Source organism: Cryobacterium sp. TMT4-10 (assembly GCF_004403275.1).
GTDB classification, from domain to species: Bacteria; Actinomycetota; Actinomycetes; order Actinomycetales; family Microbacteriaceae; genus Cryobacterium; species Cryobacterium shii.
The window spans coordinates 105,935-124,281 of record NZ_SOGU01000012.1 but is presented as its reverse complement, the minus strand read 5'-3'; the positions used below and the strand labels follow the sequence as shown (position 1 = coordinate 124,281).

Below are 18,347 nucleotides of genomic sequence, written 5' to 3'. Positions count from 1 at the left end.
ACCGGTGCAGCCTGCGCGGACGCGTCGTCGGGCGTGACGGCGAAGTCGTCGCCGACACTGTCGGCATCCGTCTTCAGGGTTGTGGTACTCACTGAGCGGCCCGCGCGTCAGCGCCGCTGCTTTCGGAATCGCTGCTGTCGGTCTCGCTCAGGTCGGCCTCCGCGGCAGCCGCCTGCGCCTGGAACAGTCCCGTGTTCAGGCCGATGGGCGCCTGATCTGACTCGAGCACCGCAGCGGTCTGTGACCGGGTGATGGCGTCCATCACGGTCTGCACGTCGATAACGCCCTTGAACATCTCGCGGCGGCCGGTGACGAGCGCGGCCCCGGCGCTGGAGACGAGCATCGTGTCGAGCGCGTCATTGAGCGTGGCACGGTAGCCGACGACCGGGAGTTTCGGGTCGGGAACGTTGCCGATGACCTCGAGGCGGCCGAGCTTGCGCCGGGAGAGCCTTTGGACGGGACGGCGACGCTCATCGACGATGACCGCGTGCCCCTGGCCGGCCTCGACGACGCGGGTCAGGACATCCGCTGCCCGTTCGCCGGGAGTTCCCACGACGGCGTCGCTGAGGCCGACCTCCGCCACCCGGGTCAGGGTGAGCTGTTTGAGGCCGGCGCCAGACCCGATGAAGTTTTCGACGAACTCGTTGGCCGGGTCACCGAGGATGCGTTCCGGGGTGTCGTACTGCTCCAGCTGGGCGCCCTCGTTGAAGGTGGCGATCCAGTCGCCGAGCTTGACGGCCTCGTCAAAGTCGTGGGTGACGCAGACGATGGTCTTCTGCAGTTCTTCCTGGATGTTGATCAGCTCGTCCTGCAGGCGAAGGCGGGTGATCGGGTCGACGGCGCCGAAGGGCTCGTCCATGAGGAGCACGGGCGGGTCTGCCGCGAGGGCGCGCGCCACGCCGACGCGTTGCTGCTGGCCACCGGAGAGCTCCTTGGGGTACCGGTCGCGGTAGAGCGCGGGGTCGAGGGAGACGAGCTCGAGGAGTTCGTCGACGCGGGCCGTCATCGGCGCCTTCATCCCCTTCATCAACTACGGCTCGGGCCTCCTCGCGCTCGTCGGCGCTGTCCTCGGCCTCGTCGCTGTGCTTCAGAAGCGCGCGCGGACCACCGCGATCGCCGGGCTCGTCATTTCCGTCGTCGCCATCATCCTTTCTGTCATCATGGCCGTCGTGTACATCGCCGGGTTCGCGGCCGCGGTCGCGGACTCCGTCAGCACCAAACCGGTCGCCGAGGCGCCCGCCGCGGACGCGCCCGCTGCGGACGCGCCCGCTGCGGACGCGCCCGCTGCCGACAGCGCGGCGGTCGGCACCCGGGAGAACCCGGCACCCCTTGGCACAACGGTTGTCGTCAAGAACGCGGGCGTCCCCGCATGGGAGGTGACGTTGAACGCGTCGACCCTCGACGCGAACGCGGCGATGGCAGCGGAGAACCAGTTTAACGACGCGCCTGCCGCCGGTAGCCAGTGGGCGATGGTCCCGGTCACCGTCAAATACGTCGGCACGGAGACCGGCAACCCGGCCTTCGACCTCACATTCAGCTTCGTCAGCGCCGCGGGCACGACCCACCAGGTGTTCGACCACATTGCTATGGGCCCGAACGAGCTGAGCGCGACCAACGACCTGTACCCGGGAGCCACGGCCACCGGCAACGTCGTCATCGAGGTCCCGTCCGCCGATGTGGCGATAGGCACATGGACGGTGAAGCCGATCTTCGGCGAGGACTTCTTCTACGCCGCCCAGTAAGAACCGAGCACGATTGAACGCCGTTCACACCGTCGTGTGGGCGGCGTTCCTCATTTCTGCTTGCGCTCCCCGCCGAGCGCGGCTCGTGCAGCTCGTCCGTGGCACAGCCCGAATTATTTGCGTTCGAGTGTGACTGTCTTGGTTACGCCCATCGCTGAGACGTCGTAGCTGATGACCTTGTCGTTATACGAGAACGTTTTGATCGGGTCGCTTGAGGCGAGCATCGCGCCCGAAGTCTTCTCTGTGTCATTCTGCGAGTCCCAGGAGTAAACACCTGACTCGGTCGGAGCCTCGTAACTGCCAGCCCAATAGAGGGCCTTTGTATTGCCACCGTCGCTGACCCAGTTGATTTTGATCGAGCCCGAATCAATCGTGGCGGACTGATAGCTGTCCTCGGACCCTGAATTGGTCGACATCCACTCGCCGGTGAGGTCGGCAGGCATCTCCGGAGCAGGAGCTTCCGAGACCTTTGGCGACTGTGAAGAGCTGGCGGCCTCTGAGTCAGGAACTGCAGCGCACCCGGCAAGGCTGCCTCCGAGGAGCGCAAGAGCTGCTGCAGCTGTGAACAGGACTTTTGCCTGGGTTCGGTTCAATGCGATCTCTTTCGTTGCTGAGCGACCCAACCATATCAGCGCGACTCCGACACGATCGCGGCAGCTCTCCGCTGCCGATCTAGCGCCACCGAAGGGAAGCCCACAACTCTGCGGGCGGCCCAGTCCACACGCCCAATCCCGGGGAGGTGCTCGAAACCAGTCAACGTGGCTAATGTGAAAACGAGTTCGGCAGGTCAGAGCAGCGCATCGGAGTTTTGAAACGAGAGGAAGGCGATGACCCGACCAGTGCGAACCTGGAGGAGGGCGTCGATCCCGGCGGTCGCTGGAGGCCTGGCATTCTGGGCCGCCAACTTCGCGATCTCGCTGACCCCCATCGCCGCGGAGTACAGGGCCGCGCTTTCGATTGCCTACGTGCCGATGCTGCTGGAAGCCATGTTCGGTGGCATGGTTCTGGGATTCGGTGTCAGCTATTCCCTGGTTCGCTTCTACGACCGGCTGCCCACGCAGAGTCCTGTTCTCAAATCGTTGCTGCTGAGCCTCACCGCCCTGGTCGCCGTCACCGCACTCGTCGAAGTCCCCGCCAAGCTACTCACCCCGACGCCTGACGCCTGGCGGTACTTCCTGATCGCGGCGCTGTTCAACGTGATCAGGATCGCGGCTCTCGGAGTTGTCATCGGCCTTCTCTACGGCAGGCTCTACGGGCCCCGCGAGGGAGTGACCTCGAGTTCTTCCGGTTCCCCAGCAGAGGGACGGCTGCTACCCTGCCGATCAGCAACGCGACTCGGTCGAAACAGGAGATGAGTGGGATGCCAGCGGGAAAAGTCAATGACATGGCGCCGCGCACCGTAGCCCGCCTCACGGGTGCCTTCTACCTGGCGTTCGTGCTGGCCTCGCTGCTTGCCGGGTTGGTCGGCCACATCGGCATGGGCGGGGCCGAGCAGGTCAACGAGTCGATCGCCACGAACCCCTTGTCCTTTCGGCTCGCCCTTGTCATCGCGTATTTGTCGGCCGTCTTCTTCCTCGCGGCCGCCTGGGGCTTGTACGTTCTGCTCCGACCTGTCAACGGGCATCTGGCGCTGCTCTTCCTCCTGCTCAACGCGGTGGGCGTCGGCATCCAATGCGCCAGCATGATTCCACTCATTTCCGCTCTCCTGCAGCAGGATGGGGCCGGTCACCTTCAGGCCTACTCAGCTGCGCAACTGGAGGCGTCGGCGTATTTGTCGATCGACGTCTACAAGACGGCCTTCGCTACGGCCCAGCTGTTCTTCGGCACATGGCTGTTCCCGCTTGGCTATCTCGTGTTCAAGTCGGGGTTCCTTCCGAAATTCCTCGGGGTCATTCTGATCGTCGATGGGGTCGGTGTCATCATCTGGTTCCTTCAGGCACTGCTGCTGCCGGACTACCCCGCGATCAGCTACCCGTCGTTCGCCGTGGGGTTCATCGCCGAGGTCGGACTGGCGCTGTGGCTGCTCATCATGGCCGTGAAGGTCGTCGACGCCGAGGAGGATCTGCCCGACTGACGATGCAGGACGACGACGACGGATGGCCTGCGGCTCACACCGTCGTTCCTTGGTCGCATTCCTTGTCGCTGCGTTGCTGCGCGATATCGTCAGCCTCGTCGACAGTGACCGCGCCTCAGCGCAGGATGATCGGTATCAGCATGTCGATCTGCGTGAACGGTGATAGCCGTGACCCAGCCGCTGAGAAGTTCCGCCCAGAAGCGCAAATCTCTACTCACCGGCACGAGGACAACATGGAAGAGGGAATTGGGTTGTCGCCCGGCTCGTGTCACCGCCGGCTGAAGTGGTGATTGATTCCCAAGAGCTTCAAACGCTGGCGGGGCGTTCGTTGCTTATATGAGCTACTAACGCGAATCCCGCGGTGAGGAATGCAAACCAAATGAATGGGTTCCGCGGACCGCGGCTAAGCAGGTACAGCTGGTATGGGTCTCCGAGGGTGTACGTCTCCGGGTTGCCGAAAAGAAGCCCGAGCCCCACGAGAAAACATGCCATCATTCCGATCGTCACTCCAACGGCGAAGGCACGCGGAAGCATCAGACCGCCCAGAAGTAGGACACCAAATACGAGGATCGTAAGGGCCATTCGCGGCAGCACGCTGAGCAGCGCGGCTCCGGAGAACAGTCCCGCCCACCCTCCTTCCGAGAAACCAAGTAGCGCGTAGAAGAGAGCACCCGAGAGGATGCCGGCGACAGACAACACAACGGTTTTCATCGCACGCCGTGGGACGCGTGCGAGAGTCGTTCCGTACGTTCGGACACCATCGTCCTCCTTACGCGCAAGTCACCGCCTGGTCGCTCAACGGCGTGAACGGACACTACCGACTTCGGTTCACCTCCACAAGGGTTGAAGGGTGACCCAGTACCCCTGACGGCGGTAGCGTGTGAGGCACGGACGCACCGGCGCGCAGGCCCGGCAGGGTGCTCGCTCACATCACCTGGACCCGGCAGAATTGAACCATGACCCCGCTCCCCCGCAGCACCCCTGAAGCCGAGGGAATGTCTTCCCAGGCCATTCTCGATTTCGTCGCCGCGGCGGAGCAGCTCGAGAGCCTGCACAGCCTCATGGTCGTTCGACACGGCCGCGTCGTGGCCGAGGGCTGGTGGCATCCCTACGCGGCGCAGCATCCGCACCTTATGTTCTCGGTGAGCAAGAGCTTCACCTCGACCGCCATCGGGCTCGCCATCGGCGAGGGCCGGCTGACGCTCGACGACCTCGTCGTCGACCTGCTCCCCGATGACCTGCCCGCGCAGATCGACCCGCACCTGGCCGCGCTGAGCGTGCGCCACCTGCTCACCATGACCACGGGGCATCCGACCGACACTGTGTCGCTCGCCGACGACTCTCACGGCGACAACTGGGCCCGCACCATCCTCACCCAGCCCCTCGAGTTCGCGCCGGGCAGCCACTACGTCTACAACAGCGGGGCGAGCTACCTGCTCTCGGCGATCCTCCAGCGACTCACCGGTGAGCGCCTGTTCGACTACCTCACCCCTCGGTTGTTCGACCCGCTCGGCATCGTCAGCGCCACCTGGCAGACCTGCCCGCGCGGAATCGACGCCGGCGGTTGGGGGCTCTCCATCACGACCGAGCAGCTCGCGACCTTCGGCCAGCTGCTTCTGCAGCGAGGCGAGTGGAACGGCACGCGACTCGTCGCGGCGGAGTGGATCGACGAGGCCACCTCCACGCAGGTGGACACGTCGGGCACCGAGCACGATGTCGACGGACGGGAGGGCTACGGCTACCAGTTCTGGCGGAACCGGCCGACGGGCTACCGCGCCGACGGGGCCTTCGGCCAGTTCTGCCTCGTGCTTCCAGAAACGGATGCCGTGATCACGCTGACCTCGGCGCTCCCGACCGCGCAACGCGCCCTCGATCTCGTCTGGGAACACCTGCTGCCCGCCTTCACCGACCACCCGATCCCCGAACTGAAGACCGGTCTCGCCGGAACGCTGGCGTCCCTCACCCTGCCGACCGTCATCGGGGAGCGCACGTCACCGACGGCTGCCCGGGTGGCGGGCATCCGCTTCAACTTCGATGATGCGGAAGTGACCGCGGCCACTCTCGAGCCGGGTCTGCTCACGATCATCCGTGGCGGCACGGCGCGACCGATAGCGTTCGGTCACGGCGAGTGGGTGGCATCCGGTGATGCCCGGGTGCTGGCCAGCGGCGCGTGGGTCTCCCCCAAAACCCTGGTCGTGCGGGCGCACAACGTGGGCACACCGTTCTCGCGCACGTACACACTCGACTTCGGGACTGACGCGTTAACCCTCGACATCGAACAGAACGTTGCGTTCGGGGACCTGCCCCACACTCGCCTGGTCAGCCGCTAGCCGATTGCTGGGCCGCAGCCTCCCGACGCGGAGCTAGCGCTGGGCCTCTTGCGGGCGCTTTCCGACGGTGCTGGAAGACAATCTTTAATGACGGGATTTCTCCCATTTCGTCACGCATTCTGGCAAGATTCGCGAGTTTTCTCAGCTTGCTTGCGCTGCCTCCCGGCGCCGAATCATGATGAATGCCACCCGGGAATGCCGTCGGTCATCGTCGACGGGCCCGTCCACATTTCGAAGGAGAGCCATGTCCAACGCCGATCCAACATTTGCCCCCGGTGCCGCCGGATTTGACTTCAACACGGCCAGAGAGAGCACCTTCAACACGGACACCGTAGAGTCCAGCCGCCTCGACAGCAACGTCGCCCCCGTCACAGCGGACCAGAGCCCCACCGTCGGAGACCGGGCCGCCGATGTCAAGGACACATCGGTCGCCGCCGGTCAGCACGTCGCCGGCGTCACCAAGGAAGAGATTCATAAGGTCGGCTCTGAGACCAAGAAGCAGGCCAAGGACCTCTACCGCGAAACCCAGTCGGAACTCGCCGACCAGGCCGCAGCCCAGCAGAAGCGGGTAGCCTCAGGCATCCGTTCACTCGGCGACGAGTTCGGCGCGATGGCCGGGAAATCCGAAACCCAGGGAGTGGCCAGCGACCTCGCCCAGCAGGCCGCCACGCGAGCCGCCGGGATCGCAGACTGGCTGGACCAGCGCGACCCGGGCTCCCTCCTCGGCGAGGTGAAGAACTACGCCCGGCGCAAGCCCGGAACCTTTATTGCCATCGCCGCCGTAGCGGGTGTCCTCGCCGGACGGCTGACGCGCGGGGTGATCGAGGAGTCCAAGGACTCTGCCGAGGAGCCCACCCGCGAGTCCAAGGTCACGCCCGGTTACGCCGCCGCGACCCCCGGATACGCCGTCACCAACCCCGACTACACCGCCACTCCCGCGTACGGATCCAACTCCGAGTACTCCACCAACCCCGACCTCGGTGGGATGCCGCGATGACCGACCTGCACACCCCGTCCGAGGTCAAGGCCGCCGAAACCTCCCTGGGTGACCTGCTCACCGAGGTCACCCGTGACGTGTCCACACTCATGCGCCAGGAGGTCGCGCTCGCGAAGGCGGAAGTGCGCCAGTCCGCCACCCGCGCGGGCAAGGGAGCCGGCCTGCTCGGGGGCGCGGGCTATGCCGGCCATCTCACCGTTCTCTTCCTCTCGCTCGCGGCCTGGTGGGGACTCGGCCAGGTCATGGACATCGCCTGGGCGGCGTTCATCGTCGCCCTGGTCTGGGGAATCGTGGCCGCCGTGCTATGTGTCCTGGGCCGCAAAGAACTCAATACCGTTCAGGGCGCGCCACGCACCGTCGATTCTTTGAAGCACATTCCAGACGCACTCAAACGAAATGAGGAAAACCGATGAGCACCGACATTTCTCCCAGCACCAGCACCAGCACCAGCACCGACCCGGACGTCCTCCGCGCCGAGATCGAAATCACGCGCCGCGAACTCGGCAGCGACGTCGACGCCCTGGCCGACAAGGTCACGCCGGGCAAAATCATGCAACGCCAGACCGACAAAGTGAAAGGAGCCGTGGGCTCTGTGAAAGACAAGTTGATGGGTTCCGCCTCCGACGCGGGCGATTCGCTGAGCGGCCTCGCCGACGACGCCTCCGACGCAGCACACCACGCCGCACAGAAAGCGAAGGGCAACCCCCTGGCCATCGGCCTGATCGCCTTCGGGGTCGGCTGGCTGGCGTCGTCGATGGTCCCCGCGAGCACCACGGAGAAGCGAATCGCCGGCAAGGTCACCGAAGCCGCTGAGCCGCTGGTGCAGGAAGTGACCGACGCCGCAAAGCAGGTCGGCGAGCACCTCAAGCAGCCGCTCACCGATGCCGCGGATGCCGTGAAGGACACGGCCACGGATGCGGCAGCCACCGTCAAATCCGAGACCACCGACGCCGTCAGCGAGGTGCGCGACGAAGCAAAGCACGCGGGGCAGACCCCGGGCCATTAGCGCCGGCTCCCGGCGGCACGGTCGACCCGCTCACGCAGTTGGGTCTGACCGGCCGCCGGGTTTCACCTCGTTTGCACCTCGTGCTGTCCCTGGAAAGGAACCGATGACCCCCTCTCTCCTGGCCACGACGCTCACTCGGCAGGACGGCGACGCCGACGTCAACGACCGCCACGACCTGATGCACCGTAACCTGATGGCCACAATGCTGTTCTCGGCGGGCCTGCCCATGATCCTCGGCGGCGACGAACCAGGCCGCAGCCAGGGCGACGACAACAACGACTGCTGCCAGGACAACGAAATCTCCTGGTTCGACTGGGATGCGGTCGACCACGAGATGCTTGCCTTCACGCGTGACCTCCTCACGCTGCGCCAAGAAAATCCGGCCCTGCGCCCCAACTGGTTCCGGCAGTCCCCCGATGCCGGCACGGGCGACACAGTGCGGGTCTTGCGAGCGGATGCCGAAAAGTTCAGTGACGCGGATTGGGATGACGTGGACGCCCAGGCGATGGCCTTCATTCTGGAGCACGTCGGCGCGGACGCGTTTGCGTCCCTGCTTAACGCCGGCCCGAAGGAGGTGGAGTTCACCATTCCCTCCTCTCCCAACCAGGAATGGGAACTCGCCACCTCCAGCGATCCAGGTCAGAGGGTGTCATCCTCCGGGAGCACGCTCCCCGTGAGAGATGGGTCCTTCACCCTGCTTCGTTCCCGGGCCTGGAGATCGGGCCTTACGGGAGGGCGTGTCCCGCGGCCGTGAAGAGGCGGTACCACTCCTCACGGCTGAGCGGGATATCGGACCCGGCGGCGGACTCCACCACTCGCGCGGGCTTGGTCGTGCCCAGGACCACCTGAATGTTGGCCGGGTGCCTGGTGATCCAGGCGACAGCGATCCCCGTGGGCGTGACGCCGTGGGCGGCGGCGATTTCCTCGAGCGCGTCATTGAGCGGGCCGTAATGCTCCCGGTCGCCCACGAACGCACCGTCGAAGCTGCCGCTCTGGAACGGCGACCAGGCCTGCAGGGTGATGTCGTTCAGTCTGCTGTACTCGAGGAGCCCGTTGTCCCGAACAACGGACTGTTCCAGCCCTGCCATGTTGGCGGCGACTCCCTGGGAGATCAACGGCGCGTGGGTGATGCTCAGCTGCACCTGGTTGAAGGCGAGCGGCTGGTTGACTGATCGCTTCAGAAGTTCGATCACCCCAGGCGTCTGGTTGGAGACGCCGAAGTTGCGCACCTTCCCCGCGGCGTGCAGGGCGTCGAACGCCGAAGCGACCTCCTCGGGCTCGACCAGGGTGTCCGGACGGTGCAGCAGCAGGATGTCCAGGTAGTCGAGGTTCAGCGCCGCGAGGGACTCGTCGACCGAGCGGAGGATGTGTTCCCTGGAGAAATCGAAGAAGCCCTGCCGGATGCCGACCTTGGACTGGATGATGACCGACTCACGCTCTGCGTCCGTGAACGTGACCGCGTCACCGAACCGCTTTTCACACCCGTGGGCCCCACCGTAAATATCGGCGTGGTCGAAGAAGTTGATGCCGGCATCCCGAGCGGTGCCGACGAGAGTGCGGATCTCCTCATCCCCCAGTTCCGAGATCCTCATCAAGCCGAGAATGACATTGGATGCTTGCAGGTTCGTGCGTGGAGGGTTGTAGATCTTCATCAATCCATCCTGCCTTACTTCGAATTCCCGCGGCGCGGACGCTTTGAGGGTCCCCAAGCCCAGCGTCGCTTAGACCGGTTCCGGAGGCGCGCGGCCCCTCCACAAATAGCGTTTGATCAGGTTCTCCACAGGGCACTGGTGGGTGCCCGTTTGGGCCGTTGAATGTCGGTGGGTGCCCGTATCGTGTGTCTCATGAAGCCCTCAGTTGTGGAGCAGATGGAGACCCTGGGTCGTCATTTCGACGCGATCCGGGAGACGCAGGCGGAGGCCGCCCGGGTGGACGCTCGCCTCGCCGAGCAGGTCGATCAGGCACGGCGGTTCGCCGAGGCGGTGGTGCGGGACGCCGCCCGGGACCCGGCGGCACTCTCGCTGGCCGCGCGGGTGCCCCGCGCCGGGTGGGACGCCGCGATGATCGCCGAGCGGGAGTTCGTGACCGAGCTGGCCTGCACGCTGCGGTTGCCGGTGCGGTCGGCGGAGACCCTGATCGCCGAGAGCCACACCCTCATGAACGAACTGCCGGGCACCCGGGCAGCCCTGCAGAACGGGGCGATCACCTACCGGCACGCGCAGGCGCTGATCAATCAGGCCTGGTCCCTCCCAGCCGAGGCGCTGGCCGGGTTCGAGCAGGCCCTGCTGAAGTCGGCACCCCACCTGACCGTCTCGAACCTCAAACACCGGGCCCGGGTGCTGCGGGAACGGCTGCACCCGGAATCGATCAGGGCCCGGCATCAGAAGTCCGTGGCCGACCGCAGAGTCTTCTTCGAGCCGGAGCCCGATGGGATGGCCTCGCTGCACTGGTACGACTCCGCGGAGAAGGTGAAGGCCGGGTACGACCGGCTCACGGTGACTGCGTTGAGTTCGCAGGGCCCGGGCGAGAAACGCACGTTGACTCAGCTGCGCGCGGACACGTTCGCGGACCTCATCCTCGACGGGGTCACCGCGTCGGGCGTCGGCAGGGGAATCCGCGGCACCGTGCATGTCACCGTCCCGGTGATGACGCTCCTCGGCCACTCCGAGGAGCCCGGCGAGCTCGAGGGGTACGGGCCGATCGACCCGGATACGGCCAGGGAGATCGCGGCGCGGGCCCCGAGTTTCATCCGCATCCTGACCCATCCCGAGACCGGGGCGGTGCTGTCGGTGGGCCGCACCCGGTACGAGGTGCCGAAAGACCTGAAACGGTATTTAAGGGTGCGAGATGCGACCTGCCGGTGGCCGGGTTGCCGGCGGGCGGCAGCGCACTGCGACCTCGACCACACCCTGGACTGGCAGTTCGAGGGGCTGACCGCGCACGACAATCTCGCGCACCTGTGTCCGGCCGACCACGCGCTGAAGTCGGAGACGCGATGGAGCTACGTGCACCTACCGGACGGCACACTCGAGTGGACATCCCCGACCGGGCGCAGGTTCATCAGCGAACCGGTCACGATCATCCGCCCGCCGGAAAGTTGGCGAAGATCGAAGGCTGGGCCACCACCGGAGCAGGTGCGGCCGGCCGACGCGAAGACGCGGCCGCCGGAGTCGGACGAACCCCCACCGTTCTGAGGGGCACGCCGAGCTCTATTGGGCACACCGAGATGGACACCGAGACAGTGAAGCGACAGCACATCAGTAGCGCTGTCGCGCTGATTCACTCTCGGGCCCAGCACCGGAGTAGCGCTGTCGCGCTGATTCACTCTCGGGCCCAGCACCGGGCCCGACGGATGTCCCATCGGGCCCGGTGCTCACTGGCGATCAGTGATCGGCGGCCAGCCGATCGAGCATTATCAGTGGTCGTCGTTCTCGTTGGTCGAGCCCGCCGGGATACCGGGGACATCGTCAGGCCCGTAGATCTTCGCGTCCCCAGGGTACGGAGACGTCCAGTGGTGGGTCTGGTACCAGGTCCAGCGGTTCATCAGGTCCGGGTTGTTGAAGTCCGCCACCGCGTCGTGGTGAGCGGTTCCGGTGAAGTGCTGCTTCTCGGCCCACCTCTGCCACTTGGCAGCGACGGTTTTCTCAGCCGCAGGGATCTCAGCGGCCTTGGCGGCGGCGGCGTTCACCGCGTCCGCCTCTGCGCCGGTCGTGCCGAGCGTGTCGTAGCCGCAGGCGGGCGCGGTCACCACGCCCTCGGTCAGCGGCACCTGGTTGAGCACCGCGTCATACGGAGTCAGGTCGGCTTTGTTGGTGAACGCATCCGTCATCGGCGTCGCCGCGGCGAGCTTCTGGTTCAGCGGTTGGGCGCCGAGGATCTGCTCGATGGTGCGGACCATGCTGATCTGCGAGTAATACGTGCTGACGGTCTTGCCGTGCACCGCATACGGGCTGATCACCTGAACGGGAGCGCGGTGGCCGTCGACGTGGTCGGCGCCGTCCTGGGTGTCGTCCTCGGCAATGAAGATCGCCGAGTCTTTCCAGTAGGGAGAGTGGGAGATCTCTTCGACGATCTTGCCGACCGCGAGGTCGTTGTCAGCGACCTGGGCCTCCGGGTCTGCGGTGCCGCCGGTGTGGTCGCTCGACAGCCACATCATGTTGAGGTTGGCCGGACCGTTCTTCTCGAAGTTCTGCTTCCAGGTCTGGTAGCGGTAGATGTCGGGTATCGCGAGGTCGAACGGCGCGGCGTTCGGGTCCGTGATCGCGTTGAGAGACGGAATGACGGAGCTGGCGTGAAGCTGAAGCGACGGGGTGAACAGCTGGGCGGGGTCACCGCCGGCCGTGACATCCTTCGCCGCGCAGTAGTACTGCTGCCAGGTCGCACCGGCCGGCTTGCCCTCGCCGTATTCGAACTCACCGAAGTTCCTGGCGGTCTTGCCGGCGGCCTGGATCGAGTTCCAGAGGAAGCCGGAGCGCTGGTGGCCCAGCACGTCCTCCTCCGTGTCGTACGAGCGGGCGTACTCGCCCGCGCTGGTCTCGCTGTATGCCGGGTTGTCGCCCTGCATGAGCCAGTTGTGGCCCTCAGCCGAGTTCGTCCCGATGTCGTACGTGTTGTCGTACAGGCCGAACTGGGTCGCAAGCGCGTGCTGGTTCGGGGTGACTTTCTGGCCGAACTGCGTGAGCGAGGGGTCGCCGTTGCCTTGCTTCATGTCGCCGAAGAGCTGGTCGTAGCTGCGGTTCTCCTTGACGATGAGGAACACGTGCTTGATGGCCGACGGATCCCCGATGCGTTTCGGGATGGCCTGGACTGACTCGTTCTCGCCCTGGGCCTGCTTGAGCGAGGTGGCATCCCAGCCGTTCTGGGCAAATACCGTCGCGGTGTATTTCTTGATTTCCTGGTCACTCGGCAGGGTGAACCGGGTGAGCGAGGCGGTCGTCGAGTGACTGCCGTGACCGGTCGCGGGGGTGGTGCCCTGCCCCTTGTCGTAGGTCAGCGCCGGGCCGCGCGCGTCGATGCCACGCGTGTTGGTGACCACGATCTGGCCGTTGACCGAGCTGACGTTCTCCGGGAAGTAGTCCGTCGGTAGCAGGCCGATGGAACTGGCCGGGTCGCGCGGGTCCTTCCTGTTGACCGTGTACACCGCGATGGCGTTGGCGCGGCCGAGAGACACCAGCAGGTGGTTGTCCTGCATGGTGATCGCGGTCGGCTCGTAGCCGGTCGTCGAGGAGGCCCACGGCTGGGTGGCGATGGTCTGCATGACCGTGTTGGTCTTCGTATCGATGACCGAGATGGTGTCGCTGTTCGTGTTGGCCACGTACAGGGTGGTGCCGTCGAGGTACATCGCTGTCGGGTGCAGTTCAACCGGGATCGACGAGACCGGCGTCGACGGGTTCGCCGTGTCGATGACGCTGACCGTGCCCGTCGTGGAGGTGCCCAGAGTGGTGTCGGCGGGCACCTGCGTGCCGTAGGAGTCCATTGTCGTGTCACCCGCGACGGCCTGGCGACCGCCCTCGTTCGTGACGTAGAGCATGCTGTCGATGAGCTTCAGCTGGCGCGGAGCGATGCCCACGGCAAAGGTCTGCTTGATCGTGCCCGTGGCCGGGTCGATTGCGACCGCCGAGTTCTGACCGTTGACGGCAGCGTAGAGGGTCGAGCCGTCGGCAGAGAAGGCCATGCCGGCGGTCAGCGCCTTGTGGCCACCGACGGTCGGGATGCTGATCTTGGTGCCGGCCCCGAGCGAGCCGTCCGCGTTGAACGGATACCGGACGATGCCGGTGGCGACTGACACGAAGAGGAACTTCCCGTCTGGGGAGAAAATCGGTCCCTCCTGACCGACGGTGCCGTCGGAAATCTTGAGGTAGGCCATGTTCCCGAACCCGGCGTCAGTCGCCGCGGTCGCGAACTTCGCGGCAGCAAGGGTGCCCGCTGCTGCGACCGGCTTGTACGTCTTGAGGTCGAAGACCTGCAGGTCGACCGAACGGTCGGCGCTGGTTCCGGCGAGGAAGCGGCCGTCGGGGCTGACGACCGAGCCCATGAGCTTGCCGAACGGCGTCATCAGTCGGTCACCGATGGGCTGAAGCGTCTGATCTGATGAGATCTGTTCCGCGCCGCTGTACAGGCTTCCGACCTGCTGGTCGCCGAACCCGAGCGTCGACGCGGTGGCGATGCCCCCGCCGAGTAGAGCAAGGGCGCAGCCTCCGGCGGTGACAGCGAGAATTCGATGGCCAGCAGCCAGGGAACAGAGATGGCGCAGGCGGGAATGCCCGCTCCGCGGTGATTTGCTGTTCATTTACATACCCATTTTCCGGAGTCCGTTGTGCCGATGTAGCCTCGTCAGAGGCGCAAAACAGACACTTACAGAACCCCAGGGTGTGCAGCCAAACAACCGATGAATGGGCGGTTACCGCTGACCAACGGCAGGAAGCGCGAGGTTGCGTCCAATAGCGTGGTGTAACCCGGCCCTGATGGGCGTGTTGCACCGATGTGAGGCGGCCACCGCGTGATTCTTGGAAAGACCGATCAAGTCTTTTCCGAAGGAGTACACGCGATGACCGCACCCCATTTTATTGACCCGGCCCGTTTCCTGTCCGAACAACTCGAGCAAGCCTCGCCGGACCTGATGCGACAGATGCTGACCACGTTCATCAACGCGTTGATGAGCGCCGAGGCCGAAGCCGTCTGCGGCGCCGAATACGGCCAGATATCCGCCGACCGGACCAACTCCCGCAACGGCTACCGGCACCGGGATTTCGACACCCGCACCGGCACCCTCGACGTCGCGATCCCGAAGCTACGCACCGGCACCTACTTCCCGGACTGGCTCCTCGAGCGCCGTCGCCGCGCCGAGGCCGCCCTGACCAGCGTCGTGGCGACCTGCTACCTGCTCGGGGTGTCGACCAGGCGGATGGAGAAACTCGTCGAGTCCCTCGGCATCACCCGTCTTTCCAAGTCGCAGGTGTCGATCATGGCCAAGGACCTCGACGAGCAGGTCGAGCAGTTCCGCACCCGTCCCCTCGACGCTGGCCCCTACACATTCGTCGCCGCCGACGCCCTGGTGCTGAAGGTCCGCGAGGGCGGCCGAGTCGCCAACGTCCACGCGCTCCTCGCGACGGGCGTGAACAAGGACGGGCACCGCGAGATCCTGGGCCTGCAGGTCACAAGCGCCGAAGACGGCGCCGGCTGGCTCGGCTTCTTCCGCGACCTGACCGCCCGTGGCCTCACCGGCGTGAAACTCGTCACCAGCGACGCGCATGCCGGCCTCGTGGCCGCGATCGGGGCCACCTTGCCCGGTGCGACCTGGCAGCGCTGCCGCACCCACTACGCCGCGAATCTGATGTCCGCGACCCCGAAGTCCAGCTGGCCGTGGGTGAAGACCCTGCTCCACTCCGTCTATGACCAGCCCGACGCGGACGCCGTGCACGCCCAGTTCGACCGAGCCCTGAACGCCCTCGAGGAGAAGCTCCCCGCGGTCGCCACCCACCTCGAGACAGCCCGGGCAGACGTGCTCGCGTTCACCGGGTTCCCGAAGGAGATCTGGCGTCAGCTCTGGCCCAACAACCCCCAGGAACGCCTCAACCGAGAGATCCGCCGCCGCACCGACGTCGTGGGCATCTTCCCCGACCGCGGCTCCCTGATCCGACTCGTCGGCGCGGTCCTGGCCGAACAACACGACGAATGGATCGAAGGCCGCCGCTACCTCGGCCTCGATGTCCTCAGCCGCTCACGCCTCACCCTCATCCCGACCGACAAGGAGGAACCCACAACCGAACTCGGCGCCCTCAGCGCCTAGAAATCCAAGAATCACGCGGAAAACCCGTTACACCACACATTTGGACTTGACCAAGCGCGATCAGCGCAGGGGCGCCCGCCGGATTGAAGCAGTGCTCTGCAGCGCTTCAACCCGGCGGACTCCAATCACTGGGACTGGAGCTTCTTCGCCCTCCGCACCTGGTGCAGGATCGGCTCGGTGTATCCGTTGGGCGAGGATGCGCCCTCAAGGATGAGCCGACGGGCAGCCATGAATGCGAGCCCGGGTCCGGTCGACCCGATCAGTGCTTCGTAGGTCGGGTCACCGGCATTCTGCGCATCGACGACCGCAGCCAGTTGCCCGAGGCTCGCGTCGACATCCGTCTTGCTGATCACGCCGTGGGTGAGCCAGTTCGCGAGGAGCTGACTGGAGATGCGCAGGGTCGCGCGGTCCTCCATGAGCCCGACGCCGTGAATGTCGGGAACCTTGGAACAGCCGACCCCCTGATCGACCCATCGAACGACATAGCCGAGGATCGACTGTACGTTGTCGTCGAGCTCGGTCTGGCGCTCTTCGTCGCTGAGCTCTCGTTCGGCGAGCGGGAGGACCAGAATCGGGTCGAGCGCCTGACGAGTGCGCCCGGCCAGTTCGCGCTGACGGACGGCCACGTCGACCTCGTGATAGTGGGTCGCGTGCAGTGTCGCCGCCGTGGGAGACGGGACCCAGGCGGTGGTGGCGCCGGACAGGGGGTGCGCGATCTTCTTCTCGAGCATGTCGTGCATGAGATCGGGCATGGCCCACATGCCCTTGCCGATCTGGGCCCGGCCGGGGAAACCCGCCGCGAGGCCGGCGTCGACGTTCGCGTTCTCGTAGGCCGCCATGAAGGGCATGGAACGGATCTCGCTCTTGGTGGCCATCGGCCCGGCGTGCATGGAGGTGTGAATCTCGTCGCCGGTACGGTCGAGGAATCCCGTGTTGATGAAGACGATGCGCTCCGCGGCGACGGCGATGCACGCCCGCAGATTCAGCGTCGTTCGCCGTTCTTCGTCCATGATCCCCACCTTCACGGTGAGCGGGGGCAGGCCCAGGAGCTTCTCCACCCGCGCGAACAGGTCGACGGTGAACGCCACCTCGTCGGGGCCGTGCATCTTCGGCTTGACGATGTACACCGAACCGGTGCGGGAGTTGCCGCCGCGGGTCTCGCCGACGAGATCGGGGAACGAACCGAGCACGGTCAGCACCGCGTCGAGAATTCCTTCGAAGACCTCGACGCCGGACGCATCCCGCACGGTTTCGGTCTGCATCAGGTGCCCGACGTTGCGCACCAGCAGCAGGCTCCGGCCGGGCAGCGTCAGCTCGCCGCCGTCGGGTGCCGTGTAAACGCGGTCGCCGTTCATGGTGCGCGTGAAGACGCCGGCACCCTTCCGGACGGTCTCGCTCAGGGTGCCGCGCATGAGCTCGCGCCAGTTGCGGTAGCCGAGCACCTTGTCCTCGGCGTCGACGGCTGCAACCGAGTCTTCGAGGTCCATGATCGTGGTGACCGCGGACTCGAGCACGATGTCCTGAATGCCCGCGGCATCCGTGGCCCCGATGAGTGCGGCCCGGTCGATGATCACGTCGAGGTGCAGTCCGTGGTGCAGGAAGAGCAGAGACGACGGTTGCGACGGCTCGCCTCGATAACCGACCAGCGCCGACGGGTCGGCCAGGGCGACGGATGATCCGTCCCCCAGAGCCACGACCAGCTCACCGTTCTCGACGCGGTACGCGACGGCATCCGTGTGCGAGCCCTTTTCGAGTGGAATGGCCTGGTCGAGGAGAGCGCGTCCGCGCGCGATGACCTGTGCGCCCCGGACAGCGTTGTAGGAGTCTCCGCGGGCCGCGCCGCCGTCATCCGCGATCGCGTCGGTGCCGTAGAGCGCGTCATAGAGCGAACCCCAGCGGGCGTTCGCCGCGTTGACAGCGAACCGCGCGTTAAGCAGCGGAACAACAAGCTGCGGCCCCGCCTGCGACGCGATCTCCGCATCAACGTTCGAGGTGGTGATGGTGAAGTCCCCGGGTTCGGGCGCGAGGTAGCCGATCTCGGTCAGGAAAGCGCGGTACTCGGCCGGGTCAGGCTGGCCGGGGTGAGCCTGATGAAAGGCATCGATTTGGGCCTGCAGGTCATCCCTGATGCCGAGCAGCTCAATGTTTTTGGGTGTGAGGTCGCTGATCAGCGTGCTCAACCCCTGCCAGAAAGCGTCCACGGCGATGCCGGTGCCCTGCAGGGCTTCATTCTCGACGAACGCGGCGAATGAAGCGGCGACATCGAGATCTGCTCGCTGTTCGCGTGGCGCGAGGCCGGCGACAGGCAGTGATACGGATGCTTCGACGGGCATGTTCATCGTTGAACTCCTTGGTAAGAACAGCTAGTGCGGGTGCGCCCGCTGGGCCGACTGTGTCTGGCCAGTCTCT

At 65.7% G+C, this 18,347-nt stretch carries 15 protein-coding genes and 1 pseudogene; 10 read left to right on the top strand and 6 right to left on the bottom strand.

Going from position 1 to position 18,347, the window contains the following annotated elements; translation table 11 throughout:
- Positions 1-88: 88 nt before the first annotated feature.
- A pseudogene (locus tag E3T42_RS01185) lies at positions 89-1,015 on the bottom strand (ATP-binding cassette domain-containing protein); the annotation flags it as partial.
- Positions 1,016-1,082: 67 nt separating this feature from the next.
- Here E3T42_RS01185 and E3T42_RS16585 point away from each other — a divergent pair.
- Complete coding sequence (locus E3T42_RS16585) at positions 1,083-1,742, top strand: DUF4190 domain-containing protein (protein WP_166805293.1); 660 nt, start codon at positions 1,083-1,085, stop codon at positions 1,740-1,742.
- Positions 1,743-1,855: 113 nt separating this feature from the next.
- Here the strand turns inward: E3T42_RS16585 and E3T42_RS01170 are convergent, their stop codons facing one another.
- Positions 1,856-2,335, bottom strand: coding sequence for a hypothetical protein (locus tag E3T42_RS01170; protein WP_198416902.1), 480 nt, complete (start codon positions 2,333-2,335; stop codon positions 1,856-1,858).
- Positions 2,336-2,569: 234 nt separating this feature from the next.
- On the opposite strand from E3T42_RS01170, the gene E3T42_RS01165 reads away from it, so the two are divergent.
- Both E3T42_RS01165 and E3T42_RS01160 read left to right on the top strand, forming a co-directional pair.
- Positions 2,570-3,097, top strand: coding sequence for a hypothetical protein (locus E3T42_RS01165; protein WP_134402321.1), 528 nt, complete (start codon positions 2,570-2,572; stop codon positions 3,095-3,097).
- 29 nt (positions 3,098-3,126) lie between these two features.
- On the top strand, positions 3,127-3,816 hold the full coding sequence (locus tag E3T42_RS01160; RefSeq protein ID WP_160141108.1) for a DUF4386 domain-containing protein: 690 nt from the start codon (positions 3,127-3,129) through the stop codon (positions 3,814-3,816).
- A 306-nt stretch (positions 3,817-4,122) separates the two neighbouring features.
- Here the strand turns inward: E3T42_RS01160 and E3T42_RS01155 are convergent, their stop codons facing one another.
- Positions 4,123-4,527, bottom strand: coding sequence for a hypothetical protein (locus E3T42_RS01155; RefSeq protein ID WP_134368053.1), 405 nt, complete (start codon positions 4,525-4,527; stop codon positions 4,123-4,125).
- A gap of 245 nt (positions 4,528-4,772) precedes the next feature.
- Here E3T42_RS01155 and E3T42_RS01150 point away from each other — a divergent pair, with 245 nt between their 5' ends.
- The 5 genes from E3T42_RS01150 to E3T42_RS01130 all read left to right on the top strand — a co-directional run bounded on the left by E3T42_RS01150 (position 4,773) and on the right by E3T42_RS01130 (position 8,903).
- Positions 4,773-6,146, top strand: a complete 1,374-nt coding sequence (locus E3T42_RS01150) for a serine hydrolase (protein ID WP_134368054.1) — start codon at positions 4,773-4,775, stop codon at positions 6,144-6,146.
- Positions 6,147-6,390: 244 nt separating this feature from the next.
- Positions 6,391-7,143, top strand: coding sequence for a hypothetical protein (locus tag E3T42_RS16580; protein WP_160141107.1), 753 nt, complete (start codon positions 6,391-6,393; stop codon positions 7,141-7,143).
- Complete coding sequence (locus E3T42_RS01140) at positions 7,140-7,556, top strand: phage holin family protein (RefSeq protein WP_134402319.1); 417 nt, start codon at positions 7,140-7,142, stop codon at positions 7,554-7,556. Before E3T42_RS16580 ends, E3T42_RS01140 begins: the two co-directional genes overlap by 4 nt.
- A complete protein-coding gene (locus tag E3T42_RS01135) occupies positions 7,553-8,149 on the top strand; it encodes a DUF3618 domain-containing protein (RefSeq protein WP_134402318.1) in 597 nt (198 codons plus the stop codon). The genes E3T42_RS01140 and E3T42_RS01135 overlap by 4 nt, the downstream gene beginning before the upstream one ends.
- A 103-nt stretch (positions 8,150-8,252) precedes the next feature.
- Positions 8,253-8,903 carry a hypothetical protein gene (locus tag E3T42_RS01130; RefSeq protein ID WP_134368057.1) on the top strand — a complete coding sequence of 217 codons (651 nt, stop codon included), beginning with the start codon at positions 8,253-8,255 and terminating at the stop codon, positions 8,901-8,903.
- Here the strand turns inward: E3T42_RS01130 and E3T42_RS01125 are convergent.
- Entirely contained in the window at positions 8,875-9,801 is a 927-nt protein-coding gene (locus tag E3T42_RS01125) for an aldo/keto reductase family oxidoreductase (RefSeq protein WP_134402317.1), read from the bottom strand. The two genes, E3T42_RS01130 and E3T42_RS01125, sit on opposite strands and share 29 nt — an antisense overlap.
- 192 nt (positions 9,802-9,993) lie before the next feature.
- On the opposite strand from E3T42_RS01125, the gene E3T42_RS01120 reads away from it, so the two are divergent.
- A complete protein-coding gene (locus E3T42_RS01120; RefSeq protein ID WP_134402316.1) occupies positions 9,994-11,343 on the top strand; it encodes an HNH endonuclease signature motif containing protein in 1,350 nt (449 codons plus the stop codon).
- A gap of 221 nt (positions 11,344-11,564) precedes the next feature.
- Here the strand turns inward: E3T42_RS01120 and E3T42_RS01115 are convergent, their stop codons facing one another.
- On the bottom strand, positions 11,565-14,438 hold the full coding sequence (locus E3T42_RS01115; RefSeq protein WP_134368060.1) for an alkaline phosphatase family protein: 2,874 nt from the start codon (positions 14,436-14,438) through the stop codon (positions 11,565-11,567).
- A 258-nt stretch (positions 14,439-14,696) separates the two neighbouring features.
- Between E3T42_RS01115 and E3T42_RS01110 the strand changes: the two genes are divergently transcribed.
- Positions 14,697-15,938, top strand: coding sequence for an IS256 family transposase (locus E3T42_RS01110; protein ID WP_134402315.1), 1,242 nt, complete (start codon positions 14,697-14,699; stop codon positions 15,936-15,938).
- Between the two features lie 125 nt (positions 15,939-16,063).
- Here E3T42_RS01110 and E3T42_RS01105 read toward each other — a convergent pair whose 3' ends face one another.
- Positions 16,064-18,277, bottom strand: coding sequence for a malate synthase G (locus E3T42_RS01105; RefSeq protein ID WP_241975745.1), 2,214 nt, complete (start codon positions 18,275-18,277; stop codon positions 16,064-16,066).
- Between the last annotated feature and the right edge of the window lie 70 nt (positions 18,278-18,347).

Bases quoted from the DNA above. Each gene is read 5' to 3' on its own strand.
- E3T42_RS01165 (WP_134402321.1), top strand. From the start codon at position 2,570: ATGACCCGACCAGTGCGAACCTGGAGGAGGGCGTCGATCCCGGCGGTC.
- E3T42_RS01160 (WP_160141108.1), top strand. From the start codon at position 3,127: ATGGCGCCGCGCACCGTAGCCCGCCTCACGGGTGCCTTCTACCTGGCG.
- E3T42_RS01155 (WP_134368053.1), bottom strand. From the start codon at position 4,527: ATGAAAACCGTTGTGTTGTCTGTCGCCGGCATCCTCTCGGGTGCTCTC.
- E3T42_RS01150 (WP_134368054.1), top strand. From the start codon at position 4,773: ATGACCCCGCTCCCCCGCAGCACCCCTGAAGCCGAGGGAATGTCTTCC.
- E3T42_RS16580 (WP_160141107.1), top strand. From the start codon at position 6,391: ATGTCCAACGCCGATCCAACATTTGCCCCCGGTGCCGCCGGATTTGAC.
- E3T42_RS01140 (WP_134402319.1), top strand. From the start codon at position 7,140: ATGACCGACCTGCACACCCCGTCCGAGGTCAAGGCCGCCGAAACCTCC.
- E3T42_RS01135 (WP_134402318.1), top strand. From the start codon at position 7,553: ATGAGCACCGACATTTCTCCCAGCACCAGCACCAGCACCAGCACCGAC.
- E3T42_RS01130 (WP_134368057.1), top strand. From the start codon at position 8,253: ATGACCCCCTCTCTCCTGGCCACGACGCTCACTCGGCAGGACGGCGAC.
- E3T42_RS01125 (WP_134402317.1), bottom strand. From the start codon at position 9,801: ATGAAGATCTACAACCCTCCACGCACGAACCTGCAAGCATCCAATGTC.
- E3T42_RS01120 (WP_134402316.1), top strand. From the start codon at position 9,994: ATGAAGCCCTCAGTTGTGGAGCAGATGGAGACCCTGGGTCGTCATTTC.
- E3T42_RS01115 (WP_134368060.1), bottom strand. From the start codon at position 14,438: ATGAACAGCAAATCACCGCGGAGCGGGCATTCCCGCCTGCGCCATCTC.
- E3T42_RS01110 (WP_134402315.1), top strand. From the start codon at position 14,697: ATGACCGCACCCCATTTTATTGACCCGGCCCGTTTCCTGTCCGAACAA.
- E3T42_RS01105 (WP_241975745.1), bottom strand. From the start codon at position 18,277: ATGAACATGCCCGTCGAAGCATCCGTATCACTGCCTGTCGCCGGCCTC.